This window comes from Streptomyces sp. AJS327, from assembly GCF_013450295.1.
In the GTDB taxonomy this organism is placed as follows: Bacteria; Actinomycetota; Actinomycetes; order Streptomycetales; family Streptomycetaceae; genus Streptomyces.
Genome location: NZ_SKBR01000002.1, coordinates 635,008 through 650,553, shown reverse-complemented (window position 1 = coordinate 650,553; position 15,546 = coordinate 635,008). Strand labels below are relative to the sequence as shown.

Genomic DNA, 15,546 nt, shown 5'->3' with positions numbered 1-15,546 from the left:
AGAGTGTCGGGTATACAGGCGCAGCTCGGGCCGCGCTTCGGTCAGCGGCGGCTCTTCGGGTCGAGTGCGTCTCGCAAGCCGTCGCCCAGCAGGTTGAAGGACAACACCGTGATGAAGATCGCCATACCCGGCATGATCATGAACATCGGGTCGACCTTGTAGTAGTCCACGGCGTGGTTCAGCATCCCGCCCCACGACGCCTGCGGCTCCTGGATGCCCACTCCGAGGAAGCTGAGGTACGCCTCGAAGAGGATGTTGGTCGGGATGAGCAGCGTCGAGTACACCAGGATCGGCGCTATCAGGTTCGGCAGCAGTTCCCGGAAGAGGATGAACGGGCCCCGGGCGCCCAGACTTCGGGCGGCTTCGACGAACTCCCGCTCTCTGAGCGAGAGCGTCTGCCCGCGGACCACCCGCCCGATGTACGGCCAGCTGAAGAAGCCGATCACGAAGATCAGCACGCCGACGTGGAGGGGTAGCCCCTCCAGCCCGAAGGCACCGCCCTGGAGCGCGGCGGAGATCGAGATGGCGAACAGCAACAGCGGGAAGGCGAGGAAGACGTCCATGGCCCGGCTGATGACGGTGTCGGCCCAGCCTCCGTAGAAGCCCGCGATGATCCCGAGGACGGTGCCGAGGATCACCGCGAACAAGGTGGCGCTGAAGGCGACCAGCATCGACACCCAGGAGCCCTCCAGGATCCGGGTGGCGATGTCCCGCCCGAACTTCGGCTCCACGCCCAACGGATGGTCCCAGCTGATGCCGCCGAAGGAGCCGAGCGGGGTGCTCAGCGAGGGGTCCACGAGGTCCTGGTTCAGCCGGTTCGGGTCCAGGCCCAGCATCATCTGTAGCGGCCGGGAGAGGAGGGCGAGCACGATGAGGCTCACCACGATCACGGCGCCCGCCATCGCGAACTTGTCCCGCTTCAGCCGGTCCCAGGCGATCCGTCCGAGCGAGCGACCCTCGATCGCCTTGACTTCGCCCTCACCCTCGCCCGCCGGAGGGGTAGCCGCCTGCTCCGTAAGGGTCTTATGCGGTGGTGCCGTCATCTGGCGCAGATCCCTCTCAACCGGCGTTGCCTTGCCTGTATTTACCGCGGGTGGCGGTTTCGTTGGAGTGTCGTACACAGGACCGGGTGGCCTATGGCGGGTGAGTCTTCATCCCGGTCACGATCAGTCGCCAGCCTTCGAGACGAAAGGATGCGCAACTGTGATGGAAGGCGGCACGTACCGTTATACGGAGGCGGCGCCGCGAGTATCGGAATTCCGGGTGCCTCCGGGGCCGCACCATCCGCCCTTTCGCGCACGGTAGTTGGCCGATCCACCGGAGTGACGGGGGGAGGTCCGCGCGGGCGCCGCGCCGCCCGTCCGGCGAGCGGGGGCGGCGGCTCTCCCCCGGGAACCGAGGGCGAACTCCGCGGAACGCCGGGCGACTTGGCTCAGGTGCGGCGGACCAACCAACTACCGTCATTCTGCGCTGTGTTGGCCTGCCGCCCGGCGGTCCACCGGGGCTCCCCCGGGCCGTCACGGGCCGCTCGGCGGCCGCCAGGGCACCACGCGAGCCAGCCCCCGCCCCGGACACGTCCGCGCCCCGGTGCGCGCCGCTCAGGGCGCGTACCGGGGCGCGGGCGGCGACCCCGTCCCGGGGCGCGGGACGGCGCGCCGGAGCGGGCCGCGCCACCGGTGGGGTGGGGCGGCCCGCCGGGCCGGGAGCGTTCGCTCCTCAGTCGCTCTTCTCGATCGGGAAGCCCTGGCGCTGCCAGTACTCCAGGCCGCCGACCATCTCCTTGACCCTCAGCCCTGCCGCGGCCAGCTTCGCCGCGCCGCGCGAACCGCCGTTGCAGCCGGGGCCCCAGCCGTAGGTCACGTAGACCTGCTCGGGGTCGAGCGCGGCGATGGCCTCCGGGGTCATGTCGTGGTGCGAGAAGTTCCGGGCCCCGGCGACGTGGGCCTCGCGGTAGGCGGGCTCCCGGCGAACGTCCAGCACGACGAAGCCCTCGGCACCCGCCTCCAGGTCGTGGTGGACGTCGTAGGGGTCGGTCTCGCAGCGCAGCTTGGTCAGGTAGAAGTAGCGCAGCGCGTCCTCCGGGGCGGCGGGGGCGACGCCCAGGACACGCTTGCTCTCGTCGTTCAGCTCGTCGTGGCTCATGTGCTTCTCCGTGGACCCTCGTGGCCCGGTGGGCCGGTCGGTGGTGGTCGTGGGCCGCGCGGCGCGCGGCCCGGGCGGGCGCCGCCGGAGCGACCGGCGGCGCCCTGAGGGGGTCAGCTGACCGTGGTGCGCTCCAGCGGGGCGCCGTCGGTCGTGGCGGCCAGGCGCCGCTCCTTCTCCTTGATACGGCGGGCGACGTACTCCCAGCCGAGGACCAGCAGCCCGCCGCAGGCGACGTTGATCCAGACGGTCGGGGAGGGGCCGAGGCCGTTCAGGCCGAGCGAGAAGATCAGCGCGAAGACGCCCATCAGGCTGTAGCCCATGGCGGTCTGGGCGCCGACCACCGAGGCGATCTTCTCCTCGGGGCTCTTGGCGATCATCATCTTGAACTGGTGTGTCCACAGGGCCGTTCCGAGCATCACCACGACGGTGAAGAAGGCCGCGCAGACCACCAGGCTGTTCTGGGTCGCCGGCAGCGCGGCGTACATCACGGAGGCGCCCAGGATGATGGTGAGCGCCACCTTGCGGTGGTTCACGTCGGTGAAGTGGCCCCGGCGGTTGAAGTACTGGTACCCGAACAGGCCGACGACCGCGGCGATCGACTCGATCAGGAAGAACATCGCCGTGCCGGACGGGCCCCAGCCGAACCAGACTTCGGGGATGACGCTGATCAGCAGCTCGTAGGTGGCCTGGAAGGTGGTCACCGCCAGGATGATGTAGAAGACCGCGGAGGCGATCTGCTCCTTGTTGGCGATGATGCTGAACGCCCGCTTGATCCCGGCGAGTTTGCTCTCCCCCGGGTTCCCCTGGGCTATGGACTCGCGCAGGCGCTCCTCGTTCGGCCGGGTGAACATCATCAGCACCGCCGCCACCAGGAAGGTGAGGGAGTTGATGACGATGACGCCGGCGAAGGAGGTGTAGTTGAGGATGACGATGCCCACCGCGCCGGACAGGCCGACGGCCACCGGCTGGCTGGAGCTGAAGACCGGCGAGTAGAGGTCGGTCTCCTCCTTGGAGAACAGCTGCACCAGCGCCTTGATCCGGGCCGCGTTGACCGCGCTGTTCAGCAGGCCGCGGAAGAAGATGATGACGATCGCCGCGGCGTACCAACTCGGGTCGGTGAAGCCCAGGAAGACCAGGGTGACGCAGGCCGCCGCCACGTTGAGCCAGACGATGAGGTACTTGGCGTTCTTGTTGTCGATCCACTGGGTGACGAAGAGACCGACGACCAGGTTCGTGCCCCAGTCGATCGCGAACACCAGGGCGGAGGACGTGGCGTTGGAGGTCTCCTTGAAGATGAACGCCACGTAGGAGATCATCAGCAGTTTCGAGCCGAACCACGAGATGAACTGCGCCAGGTAGGTCAGCAGGAAGTTCCGCTTCAGATAGACGGACATGCGTGCCTCTCTTCGGCTGTCGGACGGGTCACGCGTCGACCGTCTCCACAATGATCTTCGCGGCGAGCGCGTCGCAGGTCTCCGCCGCCTCGTCGGTGTCCGCACCGCGCACCAGGACCTGGCCGCTGCGGTCGAGGTTGTCGCGCACCACCGGGGCCGTGTCGCCCACCTTCACCGAGATGTCGAGATCGATGAGGGAGGGGTGCGCCAGCACCTCGTCGGTGCCGTGGAAGCCCACGACCTTGCCCGGCTCGGCGGTCAGGAAGCGGGTGGCGGCGGCGCCCACCGCCCGGGGGCGGCGCGGCAGTTCGGGGAGCAGGCCGAAGGGCGCGCCGACCGCGTACAGCTCCAGGTCGATGTCGTAGGCGCCGAGGACCAGGTCGAAGATCCGGTCGCCGGAGATCCGGTCGTGCGACTCGATCACCCGGGGCCCGTTCGGGCCGACCTTGATCTCGGTGTGCGCGACGCCGTCCCTCAGGCCCATCGCGTCGAGGAAGTCGCAGACGTGGTCGGTGATCTCGGCGTCGCTCTCGGCGGAGATCCGGGCCGGTACCGCGTGCCCCATCTCCACGACGCCCCGGGTGTGCTTCTCGACGATGCCGACCACGCTGTGCCGCCCGTCGAAGGAGCAGCTCTCCACGCTGTACTCGGGGCCTCCGACGTACTCCTCGACCAGGAAGCGGTCACCGACCGGGAAGAACTTCCCGAACACCAGGTCCGTGCGCTGGGACAGCTCCCAGGTGCGGGTCCAGGCGGCCTCGACGGCCTCCTCGCTCTCGATGATCTCCACGCCCCGGCTGCCGGTGCTCCCGATCGGCTTGAGCACCACCGGATAGCCGTGCTCCGCGCCGAACTTGCGGATCCCGGTGGCGTCCTCCACCGTCTCGGCGGCCACCGTGGGGACCCCCCGCTCGGCCATCCGGCGGCGCATCGCCAGCTTGTCCTTGAAGAGCAGCGCCACCTCCTCGGAGGTGCCGGGCAGCCCCAGCAGGTCGTTGATCCGGCCGACGGTGACCATGCACTGCTCGGCGAGCGAGACCACCCGGGAGAAGCCGTACGCCCGGTGCGCCGACTCGATGAGCGGGCGCGTCTGCTCCCAGTCGCCGTACTCCACGAGGAACAGGGCGTCGGCCGCCTCGGCGTGGGCCGGCAGCAGCCGGTCCATGTGCTGGAGCGAGAGCGTCCGCAGCCCCAACCGTCTGGCTTTGAGGAGCGTTTCCGGGCGCCCGCCCACGATCAGAATACTGTCCATTCCTGCATGTGCTCCCTGTGTGTGAAATGGCCGGTGGATCGGCGTCGTCAGCGCTCCAGCCAGTCGCGCAGCATCCGGCTCCCGAGGGAGTCAGGGGGCCCCAGACCGTGCCCCGCGCGGACACGGGCCCGCAGCTCATCGCGGGTGAACCAGCGTGCGTCGATCAACTCCCGCTTGTCGGGGCGGAGTTCGTCGTGCGTGGCGCGGGCGTGGAATCCGGCCATCAGCCCCGAGGGGAACGGCCACCCCTGCGAGCCCACGTAGCTCACCGAGCCGACGCGCACGCCCGCCTCCTCACCGACCTCGCGGACCGCGGCGCCCTCCAGCCCCTCACCGGTCTCCACGAACCCGGCCAGCAGGGAGTAGGCGTGCGGCGGCGCGCCCCGGTGCCGCGCCAGCAGGCACCGGCCGGGTGGACCGGGGGCCTCGACGAGCACGATGACCGCGGGCTCGACGCGGGGGAAGTGCCGCTTCCCGCAGCCGTCCGGGCCGCATCGGCGCTCGTGCCCGCCGCTCACGCTCTCGGTCGGGCGCCCGCACACCCCGCAGTACCGCTGCTGCCGGTGCCAGTGCAGGTAGCCCCGGGCGCAGGCCAGCAACGCCGCATCCCTGGCGCTGAGCCGGGTGAACGGTTCGCGGGTCGGGGCGGTTTCGGTGGCGCCCGTCAGCTCCAGCGCCGCGGCCTCGGTGAGCCCCGACAGGTCGGCGGCGGCGACGGCGGGCTCCCCGCGCTGACCGGTTCCCGCGCCGGGGCCGCCGGAATCGAGCCCGAGGAGCACCCACTGCTCCACGCTCGTGCCCAACCGGGCCTGGGCGCCCGTCAGCTGGAGGGGGACGCGCGCGGCGTCCAGCAGGCAGCGGTCACGCCACAGGGGGATGACGACGGTGTCACCGGAGGCCAGGATCTCCGCGACCCACTCGGGGTCGGTCCGCCGGTCGCCCGCCCGGTCGAGGGGTACCTCGGTGTAGGCGGGGGCGGTGGCGGTGGCGGCCACCGAAAGTGATCCCATCTGTTCCGTCCACAAAGGTCCGTTCGGAATCGCGGAGGCCGGGTTCCGAACACTCCTCGCAAGAGGTTCGCGCCGGGCCGCGCGGCCCCGCAACACGGCACCGGCTTCCGGATTGCGACATGCGCGATGAGGACGGTGCCCGTTACACCCGCTCCGCGCGGTGGGCGGCGCCGTGCCGGGGGCGGGCGGCATCCGCGGGACACACCACTCGGGTCGCCCGCCGTCCGGCGTCCCGGACCCGTGTGACCGCGCGGCCGGCTCCCGCCGGTTCCCCACTCGTCCTTCCCGCTCCACCGGCCCCGCACGCCTCCGTCGCACCCAGTCCATCACCAACTCGGCCTGACTAGAGGGGAGTTGACCGTTACGGTCACCGCGACCCCGCGGCACCGACCGCGCCCCGGCGGCCCCTTGGTCTCAGCGACGGTCACAGGAGACGGCGGGACACGGCGGGAGCAGGCACGGCGGGACGCGCGGAGGCGGGCTGGGAGGCGCCATGAGAGGTACGCGGCAACGCGCCCGGAAGCGCGGAGTTTCCGGAAGCGGACGGCGGAGTCTCGACGGGACCCCGGTCTAACCCCAGCCGGTGTCGCCCGCCACCCCGGCGGCGACTCCCCATCCGGTGTCGGGGTTCCGGAATAACCGGCGCGCGCGGAGTGGACCTGGGAAACCCGCCGTGGTGACACCGGCCTCAGCCGCGCCGAAGAATGTGGATGCCGACCCGTCAACTCTCGCGCACACTTCTGAGATCCCCCGTGCGTCCCGGGCACGGATTCCCGAAGGAGGCAGCTCCGCACCCATTCGAATTTGCCCGAGTCAGATTGGCGCAACCCTCTCGCGAGGACAACCACAGAACGGCTTCCGGATAGCGACATGCGCGAGAACGACAACGCGGGGACTGCCCTTTTCGGCCTCGTTGACCGCCCCGAGCACCGGGTTCACAAAACACGTCATACCCGGTTTACTACCACGTAGTGGACATAACAAATAGGTAACGCTACCCCACTTCGCACCACTTGGTACTGCTGTCACGGGCGGATACTCGGTGAGGCCGAAACCTCACTCACACAGAGGTGCGGCGTCCGCACATCACGTCCTACTCGGACAGAACACCGGCCCTCGCCGGGCGGCGGCGACCCCTCCCCCGGCCCCAGTTGTGGGAAGTACGCCTATGAAACAGAGAGCCGCGCCGTTAGAAGACGCGGCGAGCCTGCCCCCCGCGCTCAGCTCCGCGGCGATGAACCTCTACCGCCACGTGCTCCGCTGTCACGTGATGGAGGTCTCGGAAGCACCAGCCGTGACCGAGAGCGACGAGGTCACCGCCGACGAGGCCATCCGCTCCCTGCTCGCCCTCGGGCTGCTGCGGCGGATCGGCACGGACCGGCTCACCGCCATCGCGCCCTCCGGGCGCTCCGCCGAACTCCTCCAGGCGCACGAGAGCCGGCTGATGGAGGAGTGGCGCCGACTCGGGCTGCTGCGCGACCAGATCCTCGCCCTGACACACCTGCACGAGACCGCCTCCGGCTACCTGGACCAGCCCCTTGAGCGACTGACCTCGCTGCCCAAGGTGCGGGAGGCGCTGAGCAAACTCGCCGTCAACTGCACGCAGGAGGTGCTCACCTCCCAGCCGGGCGGCCCCCGCCCGAAGGACGTGCTCTCCGAGTCCGCCGACCGCGACCTGGACCTGCTGGAGCGCGGGGTGCGGCTGCGGACCCTCTACCAGCACGCGGCCCGCTTCGACCCGGCGACCTCGCGGCACGCGGCCCGGCTCTCCGCCGCGGGCGCCGAGATCCGGACGGTTACCGGCGGGCTCACCCGCTTCCTGGTCTTCGACCGGGAGGTCACCGTCATCCCGCTGGACGACCTGCCGGGCGGCGCCCTGATCGTCCGTGACCCCGCCATCAGCTCCTTCTCCGCGGAACTGTTCGAACTCCTCTGGCCCCGGGGGCAGTCGTTCGGCATCCCGCTCAACCGCACCTTCGTCGAGGGGCTGGCCGACCAGACCAAACAGGCCATCATGCACCTGCTGGTGCAGGGCGAGGACGACCGCGCGGTCGCGCGCGCGCTGGGCGTCTCGGTGCGGACCTGCCAGCGCCACGTCTCGGAGATCATGACCAAGCTCGGGGCCGAGACCCGGCTGCACCTCGGCTACCTCATCCGCGAGCACAACCTGCTGGAGGACTGACGGCGGAATTCCCGGACGCCGCACGCGCCGCCACGGCGCCGTGTGGCATGGGAAGAACCCGCCCGCTTTTCCTCGCCTATCCCCGGGCTTTTCCTTCCCATGACCTCTCCGTGACTCTCGGCGGAGTTGGTCCGGGACTCCCCCACAATGTGTCCGCAAATCGACGGACACGGGACACCGCTCTGTACGAGGATTGCCAGCATGCCCGATAACTCAACCCCCCAGCTACCGCGTCAGATTGCCGACGACTATGTTGACGCGCTCACTCGGCTCGACCCGACGGTGGGCACCTACCTCGGAGAGCGGGAAAGCCACGCGAAACTCCCCGACTACTCCCCGGAAGGCCAGGACGAAATAGCGGACCTGGCCCGCGGCACCCTGAAGAAGCTCGCCGACGCCGAGCGGCAGCCGGAAGCCGAGGAGGGCGTGGAGCGGCGGTGCGCCCGGCTGCTGCGGGAGCGGCTCAACGCCCAACTCGCCCTGCACGACAGCGACGAGCACCTGCGTCAGGTGAGCAACCTGCGCTCCCCGCTGCACTTCATGCGGGAGGCGTTCAGCCTGAACCCGGTGGACACCGCCGAGGACTGGCTCGCCGTCGGGGAGCGGCTGCGCGCGGTGCCCGACGCGGTCGCGGGGTACCGGAGTTCGCTGACGCTCGGGCTGGAGCGCGGGCTGCCCGGCGGTCCCCGGGCCACGCGTACCGTCCTCGGCCAGCTGGAGAACTGGATCGATCCGGTGGACGGCTGGTTCCCCACCCTGGTCGCGGACGCCCCCGCCGGGACGCGCGAGGGGCTGGAGCCCGCCGTGCGGGAGGCGACCGCCGCCCTGGCCGAACTGCGCGCGTGGATGGAGTCGGTGTACGCCCCGGCGGTGGCCGACGCGCCGGACCCGGTCGGCCGCGAGCGCTACGCCCGCTCCTCCCGCTTCTTCAACGGCGCCGACCTCGACCTCCAGGAGGCGTACGAGTTCGGCTGGTCCGAGTACCACCGGCTGATGGGGCAGATGCGCGAGGAGGCCGGGAGGATCCTCCCCGGCGCCGGTCCCTGGGAGGCGCTGGCGCACCTGGCCGAGCACGGCACCCGGATCGAGGGCGTGGACGAGGTCCAGCGCTACCTCCAGGGGCTGATGGACGAGGCGATGACCTCGCTGGACGGCACCCACTTCGACCTCGCCGAGCCGATCCGGCGGGTGGAGTCGCGGATCGCCCCGGCCGGTGGTTCGGTCGCGCCGTTCTACTACCCGCCGTCCGAGGACTTCTCCCGCCCGGGCCGCACCTACCTGCCGACCATGGGCAAGACCAGCTTCCCGATCTACGACCTGGTCTCGATCTGGTACCACGAGGGGGTGCCGGGCCATCACCTCCAGCTCGGCCAGTGGGTGTACGTGGCCGACCAGCTCTCCCGCTACCAGGCGACGATCGGCATGGTGGAGGCCAACGCCGAGGGCTGGGCGCTCTACGCGGAGCGGCTGATGGACGAGCTGGGGTATCTGGGCGACGCCGAGCGGCGGCTGGGCTACCTGGACGCGCAGATGATGCGGTCGATCCGGGTGATCGTCGACATCGGGGTGCACCTGGGGCTCACCATCCCGGCCGACTCCCCCTACCTCCCCGGGGAGCGCTGGACGACCGAGCGGGCCGAGGAGTTCTTCGGGATGCACAGCGGGCGCTCGCCCGAGTTCATCGCGAGCGAGCTGACCCGCTATCTGTCGATGCCGGGCCAGGCCATCGGCTACAAGATCGGCGAGCGGGTCTGGCTGCGGGGCCGGGAGGCGGCCCAGCGGGCGCACGGCTCCGCCTTCGACGCGAAGCGGTGGCACATGGCCGCACTGTCCCAGGGCTCGCTCGGGCTGGACGACCTCGCGGACGAACTGGCCCAGCTGTGACGGGAGTTGACTGACACGGCCAGCCTGGCCGTACCGCCCCGCGCGTCCGGACGGCCGCGCGGGGCGGAGCCCACTCCCCGAAGGGCCTCGACGGTGGATGGGGAGTGGAGTCACGAGACCGCCCCGGTCCCGTCCGGCTGAGCCGGGGGGCCGGGGCGGCCGGGGCGCGGGGCCTCAGTGCAGCCGGGGCATGTCCCGGGCGAGGTAGGGGGAGAAGGCCAGGTCGTTGTTGGGGTTGTCGCCCAGCGGCTCCCCGTTGAAGACGGTGGCGCGGCGGGCCTCCAGCACCTTGGTGTGCACCTCGGCGGCGGTGTCCGCGCTGACGTTGAACATGCAGACCACGTCCAGCTGGTCCGAGCGGCCGGACAGCGGCTTTCCGAGGGGCCGCATCAGCCGCTGGCAGAACGAGCCCTCGGGGAACTCCAGCGACTCCATCAGGGTCGAGTTCGGCGGGGGCAGGACCAGCATCTCGGCGGTGTAGCGGATCGGGCCGCCGAGGAAGCCGAGGTCCGGTGTGACGCCGCAGGCGAGGTCGGTGAGGACCTCCTCGTGGCGGGTGCCGAACGCCTCGGAGAAGCAGACCACGGTGGCGACCCCGGCGCTGCGGAGGTTGAAGTCGATCAGCTCGACCGGCCCGTCCTCCACCACCATGACCTCGATGTGCGTCGGTCCGTGGCGAACACCCAGGCAGCGGTGGAAGGCCGTGACCCGCTCGATGATCTCCGGCGTCCTGGGGTGGTCGTAGGGGAAGCGGGTGCCGGCCTCCACCACCGGGTCGGACGCCAGGACGTACCGGCCCATCAGCCCGAGGACGTGGACCTCACCCCGGTCCACGAGGCACTCCACGGAGAGCAGTTCGCCGGTGGCCTCCTCCTCCAGCACGAAGCCGCCGTGCCGCTCCACGTACTCGCGCATCAGCGGGTTGACGACCTCGACGGACCGGGTCCGCTCGACGGCCTCGCGCAGCTCCTCCAGCGAGGAGACGCGGAAGCAGAGCGCGCTGCCGGTGCCGTTGGCGGGCTTGAGGATGGCGCCGCCCGCGAAGGGCCACTCGGTCCACTCCAGCGCCTCGGTCAGGGAGGCCGAGCCGAGGCCGGAGAGGCCGTTCTCGCGCAGGATCCGGCGGACCTCGATCTTGTCGAGCGCGGTGCTGGTGGTCTCCGGGCCGTTGCCGGGGAGCCCGGCGCGCTCGCGGAGGACCGCCTCGGCGGGCAGGGCCGCCTCGAAGGCGGTGTAGGTCCCGGCCACCTGGTACCGGCCCAGCACGTCGTCGAGGATCTTGCCGAGCTGCTCCTCGTCCGCCCAGGACTCGACGGGGATCACCTCGTCCACCACACCGTCCGGCACGGCGAAGGGGCCGGAGTCGCGCAGCGGGTCGTGGTTGAGCGCGACGACGTGGTAGCCACGGGCCTTGGCCTCCTGGGCCACCAGCACCATGTGGTTGAGGAGTTCGAGCAGGACGAAGGCGTTCTTCATGGAGGCGTCCTCGACGGGTGCGTTACGTACGGTCGTGGGGCCCGCCCGGCGGCCGGTGGGCGCGGGCGGGCGTCTCGGGAGCGGGACGGCGCGCGTCAGCCCGCGGTCTGGTACCGGATGGGCTGGTAGGTGGCGAGCCGGTGGAAGTCCCGGTAGGCGGCCTCGTAGTCCTTGTTGGAGACGAGGAAGGTACCGCCGTTGGCGAGCAGCGAGTTGCTCTTCTCGATCTCCTCGCCGACCTCGACCTTCCAGGTCATCTCGACGTCGCTCTCCAGCTCCGGGTCGACCAGCTCGGCGACCACGCCGTGGGTCTTGGGGACCACGCCGTCGAAGCAGTAGACCTGCTCCCCGTCGTAGGGGTGGCTCCTGGCGCCGCACTCGATCTCGAAGGCCAGGTTGACGAAGGCGATGCCGTAGTTGCGCTGCATCGCGGCGAGTCCCGCCATGCCCTTGAAGCGGGCGGCGACCTCCAGGAAGACCATCTCGTCCTCGGCGGTGAGGAACAGCTCCAGGTGCGAGCCGCCGTCCAGCCGACCGAGGGCGTCCAGCGCCCGCTCGGCGAAGCCGACCATGCGCGCGACCCGGGGATCCGAGTCGATCAGGTTGATGTCCGCGTTGACCTTGCCGTTCGGCACCTCGAAGGAGTTCACCAGGTACTCGGTGACGCCGCCGAACACGGTCTCGCCGTCCCGCGTGACGATGTTGACGCTGTAGATGGTGCCTTCGACGAACTCCTCGTACTCGTAGTCCCGTCCGAAGTCGGCGGGGAGCGCGGTGAACTCCGCCAGGTCCCTGATCTTGTACACGCCCTCGGCCGCCGCGGCGTCGGTCGGCTTGAGGATGAACGGCAGCCCCAACTCGCCGGTGAGGTCCCGGAAGTAGCCCTCGGCGTCGGCGGCGAAGCGCGCGGGCTCGTACCGCCCGAACTTCGGCACCCGGACCCCGGCCTTCACCAGGAGGTCCTTCATCCGGATCTTGTCCCGGTAGGGCAGGATGTCGTCCAGCCCGGGGCCGCGGAGCCCGAAGTGGCTCCGGATCTCGGCGGCGGCCAGCATGTTCTGCTCGTCGTAGCAGTGGACGGTCAGGTCGGCGGCGTCGGTCTCCCGCAGCACCTCGCCCACGACCTCCCGCGCCTCCGCGAGGTCGACGAGGGAGTAGAGCATCGGCGTCGGGTCGTCCTGCCCGCACCGCACCACGTGGACCTGCTCGAACCACGCGCGCTGTTCGTCGGTGAGGTTCTCGATGTCCCGGTCGGCGAAGACGCCGATCAGACGGACGGCGTCCGGCTCGACGAGCAGGTCGTGCCGGAAGACGCCGATACCCCGGGTGGAGATGATGACTGCGGTTTTCATGCTGGTGTTGACCCCATGCTCGTCCTGCCCGTCTTACCCGTCCTGCCCGCGCCGCCGCCTCCGCCGCGCGCGCGGGCCCGCGCTTCCGGGTCGCCCCGGTGACGGCCTCCGCCGGGGTGCCCCGGCCGGGCCCGCCCCCACGGTCCTCCCGCGGGGAACGGGCCCGACACTACCGCCGGGCGTGGCGCGGCCGCCATGTCGTGCTTCCCCAACTACCCCTGGTTTTCGGCGAGTTCGGTGATCGCCGCGACGATGGTGTCCAGCCCCAGCGAGAGGTTGAGCTGGCTGATGGTCAGCGGCGGGAGCAGCTTCAGCACCTCGTCCCGCCGCCCGCACGCCTCCGCCACCAGACCCTTCTCGAAGCAGAGCCGGGACACCTTGGCCGCGTCCACGCCCTCGACCGGGCTCAGGTCGATGCCGTACATCAGCCCCCTGCCGCGCACCCGGGCGCCGAACGGGCCGGCCACCCGCCGCTGGAGGCAGTCGCCCACCAGCTCGCCCTTCTTCACCACCTGGGCGGCGAAGCCGGGGTCCGACCAGTAGTGGCGCAGCGCCGCGGTGGCCGCGACGAAGGCCAGCTGGTGCCCGCGGAAGGTGCCGTTGTGCTGTCCGGGCCGCCAGACGTCCAGCTCCGGCGCGATCAGCAGCAGCGCCATCGGCAGCCCGTAGCCGCCGATCGACTTGGAGAGCGTCACCAGGTCCGGGACGATCCCCGCGTGCTCGAAGGAGAAGAAGGCGCCGGTGCGCCCGCAGCCCGCCTGGATGTCGTCGACGATCAGCAACATCCCGTGCTGGTCGCAGAGTTCACGCAGCTCGCGCAGGAACCCGTCGGGCGCGACGTAGATACCGCCCTCGCCCTGCACCGTCTCGATGAGCACGGCGGCCGGACGCTCGACCCCGGAACTCTCGTCGTCCAGGAGCCGCCGCAGCAGTCCGAGACTGTCGAACTCGCCCAGCGGGGAGTCGGGGTAGGGGATGTGCGTGGTCGTCGGGAGGGTGTCCTCCAGGCCCTGCCGGAAGTGGCCGGAGCCGGTCGCCGAGAGGGCCGCGGTGCTCACCCCGTGGAAACCGCCGCTGAACGAGACCACGTTGGTGCGCCCGGTGACCAGCCGGGCCAGCTTCAGCGCCGCCTCGACCGCGTTGGTGCCGGAGGGGCTGGTGAACTGCACCCGGTAGTCGAGGTCCCTTGGGTCCAGCACGCACTCCCGGAACGCCCGCAGGAACTCCGCCTTCGCGGCGGTGGCCATGTCGAGGCCGTGCACGAGTCCGTCGTCCCGCAGATAGGCGAGAACGGCCTCCTTCACCGGCTCGGGATTGTGGCCGTAGTTGAGGGTGCCGGCGCCGGAGAGGAAATCGACGTAGCAGGTGTCATCGGCGGTGTAGAGGCGGTCGTTCTTCGCCGTGGTGAACACGGCGGGAAAGGACCGCGAATACGAACGGACCGCGGACTCGTTCTCCTCGAACACGGTGCCGTCACCGGCGGCGAGCGCCATGGGTAACCCCTTTCCGGTGGCCAGGGTGCCTGGTTCGGCCCAGCTGGTCGGGGCGCTCGGCGGCTCCCCGATATCCGCGCGGTACCGCATTCCCGGAAAGGAGATCCGGCCGATCTGGCCGTAGGCGGCCGCGCGTGCCTCGGCCAGGGTGTCCCCCGAACCGACGGCGTGCAGCACCCGGCCTCCGGTGGTGACGGGGTCTCCCCCGGCGCCGGGTGCGATGTTGGCGTGGAACAGCCGGGCCCGGCCCTGGTCGACCGCGTCCAGCCCCCGGACCGGCTGACCGGTCTCGAAGCGGCCGAACGGCCAGCCCGGGGCATCCCCGTCGGCGGCGTCCCCGAGTCCGCCCTGGGTGAGCGCGACCGAGCAGCGCACCCGCCCGTCGGTGTCGAGCCGGAAGCGGTCCAGCTCGCCGTCGAGCACCGCGTGGCACAGCTCCCCGAAGTCGCTGCGCACACCGGGGAGTACGGCCTCGGCCTCGGAGTCCCCGAACCGCGCGTTGATCTCGATGGTGCGCAGCCCGTCCGCGGTGATCATCGCGCCGATGTAGACGAAGCCGGTGTAGCGCAGGCCCTCGGCACGGATCCCCGTCATGAACGGGTCCAGCAGGACCCGGCGGATCTCCTCCTCCAGGGCGGGGGTGATGTCCGGGTGGGGGGCGACGGAGCCCATGCCGTCGCAGTTCTTGCCACCGTCCCCCTCCAGCACCCGCTTGAAGTCGAGGCCGGTCGGGAACATCAGGTAGTTCTCGCCGTCGAGCAGCGCGAACACCGATATCTCCCGGCCGTAGAGCCGCTCCTCCACCACGACGTGGAAGTCCTCGCCCTGCTCGGCGGCGAAGGCGTCCACCGCGTCCTCGGCCCGCGCGGCGGTGTCGCAGACCACGGCGCCGTCCCCGTCGGGGGTGAGGCCGTCGGTCTTCACCACGCAGGCGTGCGGCACCTCGCGCACGTGCTTCCGGGCCGCCTCCGGGTCGGTGAAGGCCGTGAAGGCGGCGGTGGGCAGCCCGTACTCGGCGCAGAACCGCTTACCGCGCTCCTTGCTCGCCTCCAGGCTCGCGGCCTCCCGCGACGGGCCGATGACGCGGTGGCCCGCCGCGGAGAGGACGTCGGCGTACCCCACCGACAACGCGTCGATGTTGGAGACGAACACGAAGTCGACCGGCTGCTCCGCGAGGAAGTCCAGCGCGGTGCTCGGGTCGTCGAACGTGATCCGGTCCACCGTCACGATGCGCGGCTCGTCGATGGCGCCGCCGCCCGGACCGTAGTACACCGTCATGGCCGGGTCGGTACGCACGAACAGGTCGCAGATCGCGTGCCCGCGACCGGTTCCATCGACGACGAGTACGCTGCTCAAAG

Annotated in this window: 10 protein-coding genes; 2 read left to right on the top strand and 8 right to left on the bottom strand. The window is 70.7% G+C overall.

Translation table 11 applies throughout. From position 1 onward, the window contains the following. Nucleotides 1–41: 41 nt before the first annotated feature. The 5 genes from E0L36_RS12580 to nudC all read right to left on the bottom strand — a co-directional run bounded on the left by E0L36_RS12580 (nucleotide 42) and on the right by nudC (nucleotide 5,801). The gene (locus E0L36_RS12580) at nucleotides 42–1,043 is read right to left on the bottom strand and encodes an ABC transporter permease (RefSeq protein ID WP_180929108.1); all 1,002 of its coding nucleotides are present in this window, start codon (nucleotides 1,041–1,043) and stop codon (nucleotides 42–44) included. 673 nt (nucleotides 1,044–1,716) lie between these two features. Next, nucleotides 1,717–2,142, bottom strand: coding sequence for a rhodanese-like domain-containing protein (locus E0L36_RS12575; RefSeq protein ID WP_180929107.1), 426 nt, complete (start codon nucleotides 2,140–2,142; stop codon nucleotides 1,717–1,719). A 113-nt stretch (nucleotides 2,143–2,255) separates the two neighbouring features. Then, the gene (locus tag E0L36_RS12570) at nucleotides 2,256–3,539 is read right to left on the bottom strand and encodes an MFS transporter (RefSeq protein WP_180929106.1); all 1,284 of its coding nucleotides are present in this window, start codon (nucleotides 3,537–3,539) and stop codon (nucleotides 2,256–2,258) included. A 28-nt stretch (nucleotides 3,540–3,567) separates the two neighbouring features. Continuing rightward, nucleotides 3,568–4,791: an ATP-grasp domain-containing protein gene (locus tag E0L36_RS12565; RefSeq protein WP_180929105.1), complete on the bottom strand. Its 1,224-nt coding sequence runs from the start codon at nucleotides 4,789–4,791 to the stop codon at nucleotides 3,568–3,570. A gap of 47 nt (nucleotides 4,792–4,838) precedes the next feature. Next, nucleotides 4,839–5,801: an NAD(+) diphosphatase gene (nudC, locus tag E0L36_RS12560; RefSeq protein ID WP_180929104.1), complete on the bottom strand. Its 963-nt coding sequence runs from the start codon at nucleotides 5,799–5,801 to the stop codon at nucleotides 4,839–4,841. Between the two features lie 1,168 nt (nucleotides 5,802–6,969). On the opposite strand from nudC, the gene E0L36_RS12555 reads away from it, so the two are divergent. Then, complete coding sequence (locus E0L36_RS12555) at nucleotides 6,970–7,983, top strand: helix-turn-helix transcriptional regulator (RefSeq protein WP_180929103.1); 1,014 nt, start codon at nucleotides 6,970–6,972, stop codon at nucleotides 7,981–7,983. Between the two features lie 201 nt (nucleotides 7,984–8,184). Next, nucleotides 8,185–9,867 (top strand): DUF885 domain-containing protein, encoded by a 1,683-nt coding sequence (locus E0L36_RS12550; RefSeq protein WP_180929102.1) that lies wholly within the window; start codon nucleotides 8,185–8,187, stop codon nucleotides 9,865–9,867. Nucleotides 9,868–10,041: 174 nt separating this feature from the next. On the opposite strand, the gene E0L36_RS12545 is transcribed toward E0L36_RS12550, so the two are convergent. The 3 genes from E0L36_RS12545 to ectB all read right to left on the bottom strand — a co-directional run bounded on the left by E0L36_RS12545 (nucleotide 10,042) and on the right by ectB (nucleotide 15,544). After that, nucleotides 10,042–11,343: an acetyl-CoA carboxylase biotin carboxylase subunit family protein gene (locus E0L36_RS12545; protein ID WP_180929101.1), complete on the bottom strand. Its 1,302-nt coding sequence runs from the start codon at nucleotides 11,341–11,343 to the stop codon at nucleotides 10,042–10,044. Nucleotides 11,344–11,438: 95 nt separating this feature from the next. Continuing rightward, nucleotides 11,439–12,695 carry an acetyl-CoA carboxylase biotin carboxylase subunit family protein gene (locus tag E0L36_RS12540; protein WP_180929100.1) on the bottom strand — a complete coding sequence of 419 codons (1,257 nt, stop codon included), beginning with the start codon at nucleotides 12,693–12,695 and terminating at the stop codon, nucleotides 11,439–11,441. Nucleotides 12,696–12,907: 212 nt separating this feature from the next. After that, nucleotides 12,908–15,544, bottom strand: a complete 2,637-nt coding sequence (gene ectB / locus E0L36_RS12535) for a diaminobutyrate--2-oxoglutarate transaminase (RefSeq protein WP_180929099.1) — start codon at nucleotides 15,542–15,544, stop codon at nucleotides 12,908–12,910. Nucleotides 15,545–15,546 lie beyond the last annotated feature (2 nt).

Bases quoted from the DNA above. Each gene is read 5' to 3' on its own strand.
- E0L36_RS12550 (WP_180929102.1), top strand. From the start codon at position 8,185: ATGCCCGATAACTCAACCCCCCAGCTACCGCGTCAGATTGCCGACGAC.
- E0L36_RS12545 (WP_180929101.1), bottom strand. From the start codon at position 11,343: ATGAAGAACGCCTTCGTCCTGCTCGAACTCCTCAACCACATGGTGCTG.
- E0L36_RS12565 (WP_180929105.1), bottom strand. From the start codon at position 4,791: ATGGACAGTATTCTGATCGTGGGCGGGCGCCCGGAAACGCTCCTCAAA.
- E0L36_RS12570 (WP_180929106.1), bottom strand. From the start codon at position 3,539: ATGTCCGTCTATCTGAAGCGGAACTTCCTGCTGACCTACCTGGCGCAG.
- E0L36_RS12580 (WP_180929108.1), bottom strand. From the start codon at position 1,043: ATGACGGCACCACCGCATAAGACCCTTACGGAGCAGGCGGCTACCCCT.
- E0L36_RS12575 (WP_180929107.1), bottom strand. From the start codon at position 2,142: ATGAGCCACGACGAGCTGAACGACGAGAGCAAGCGTGTCCTGGGCGTC.
- nudC (WP_180929104.1), bottom strand. From the start codon at position 5,801: ATGGGATCACTTTCGGTGGCCGCCACCGCCACCGCCCCCGCCTACACC.
- E0L36_RS12540 (WP_180929100.1), bottom strand. From the start codon at position 12,695: ATGAAAACCGCAGTCATCATCTCCACCCGGGGTATCGGCGTCTTCCGG.
- E0L36_RS12555 (WP_180929103.1), top strand. From the start codon at position 6,970: ATGAAACAGAGAGCCGCGCCGTTAGAAGACGCGGCGAGCCTGCCCCCC.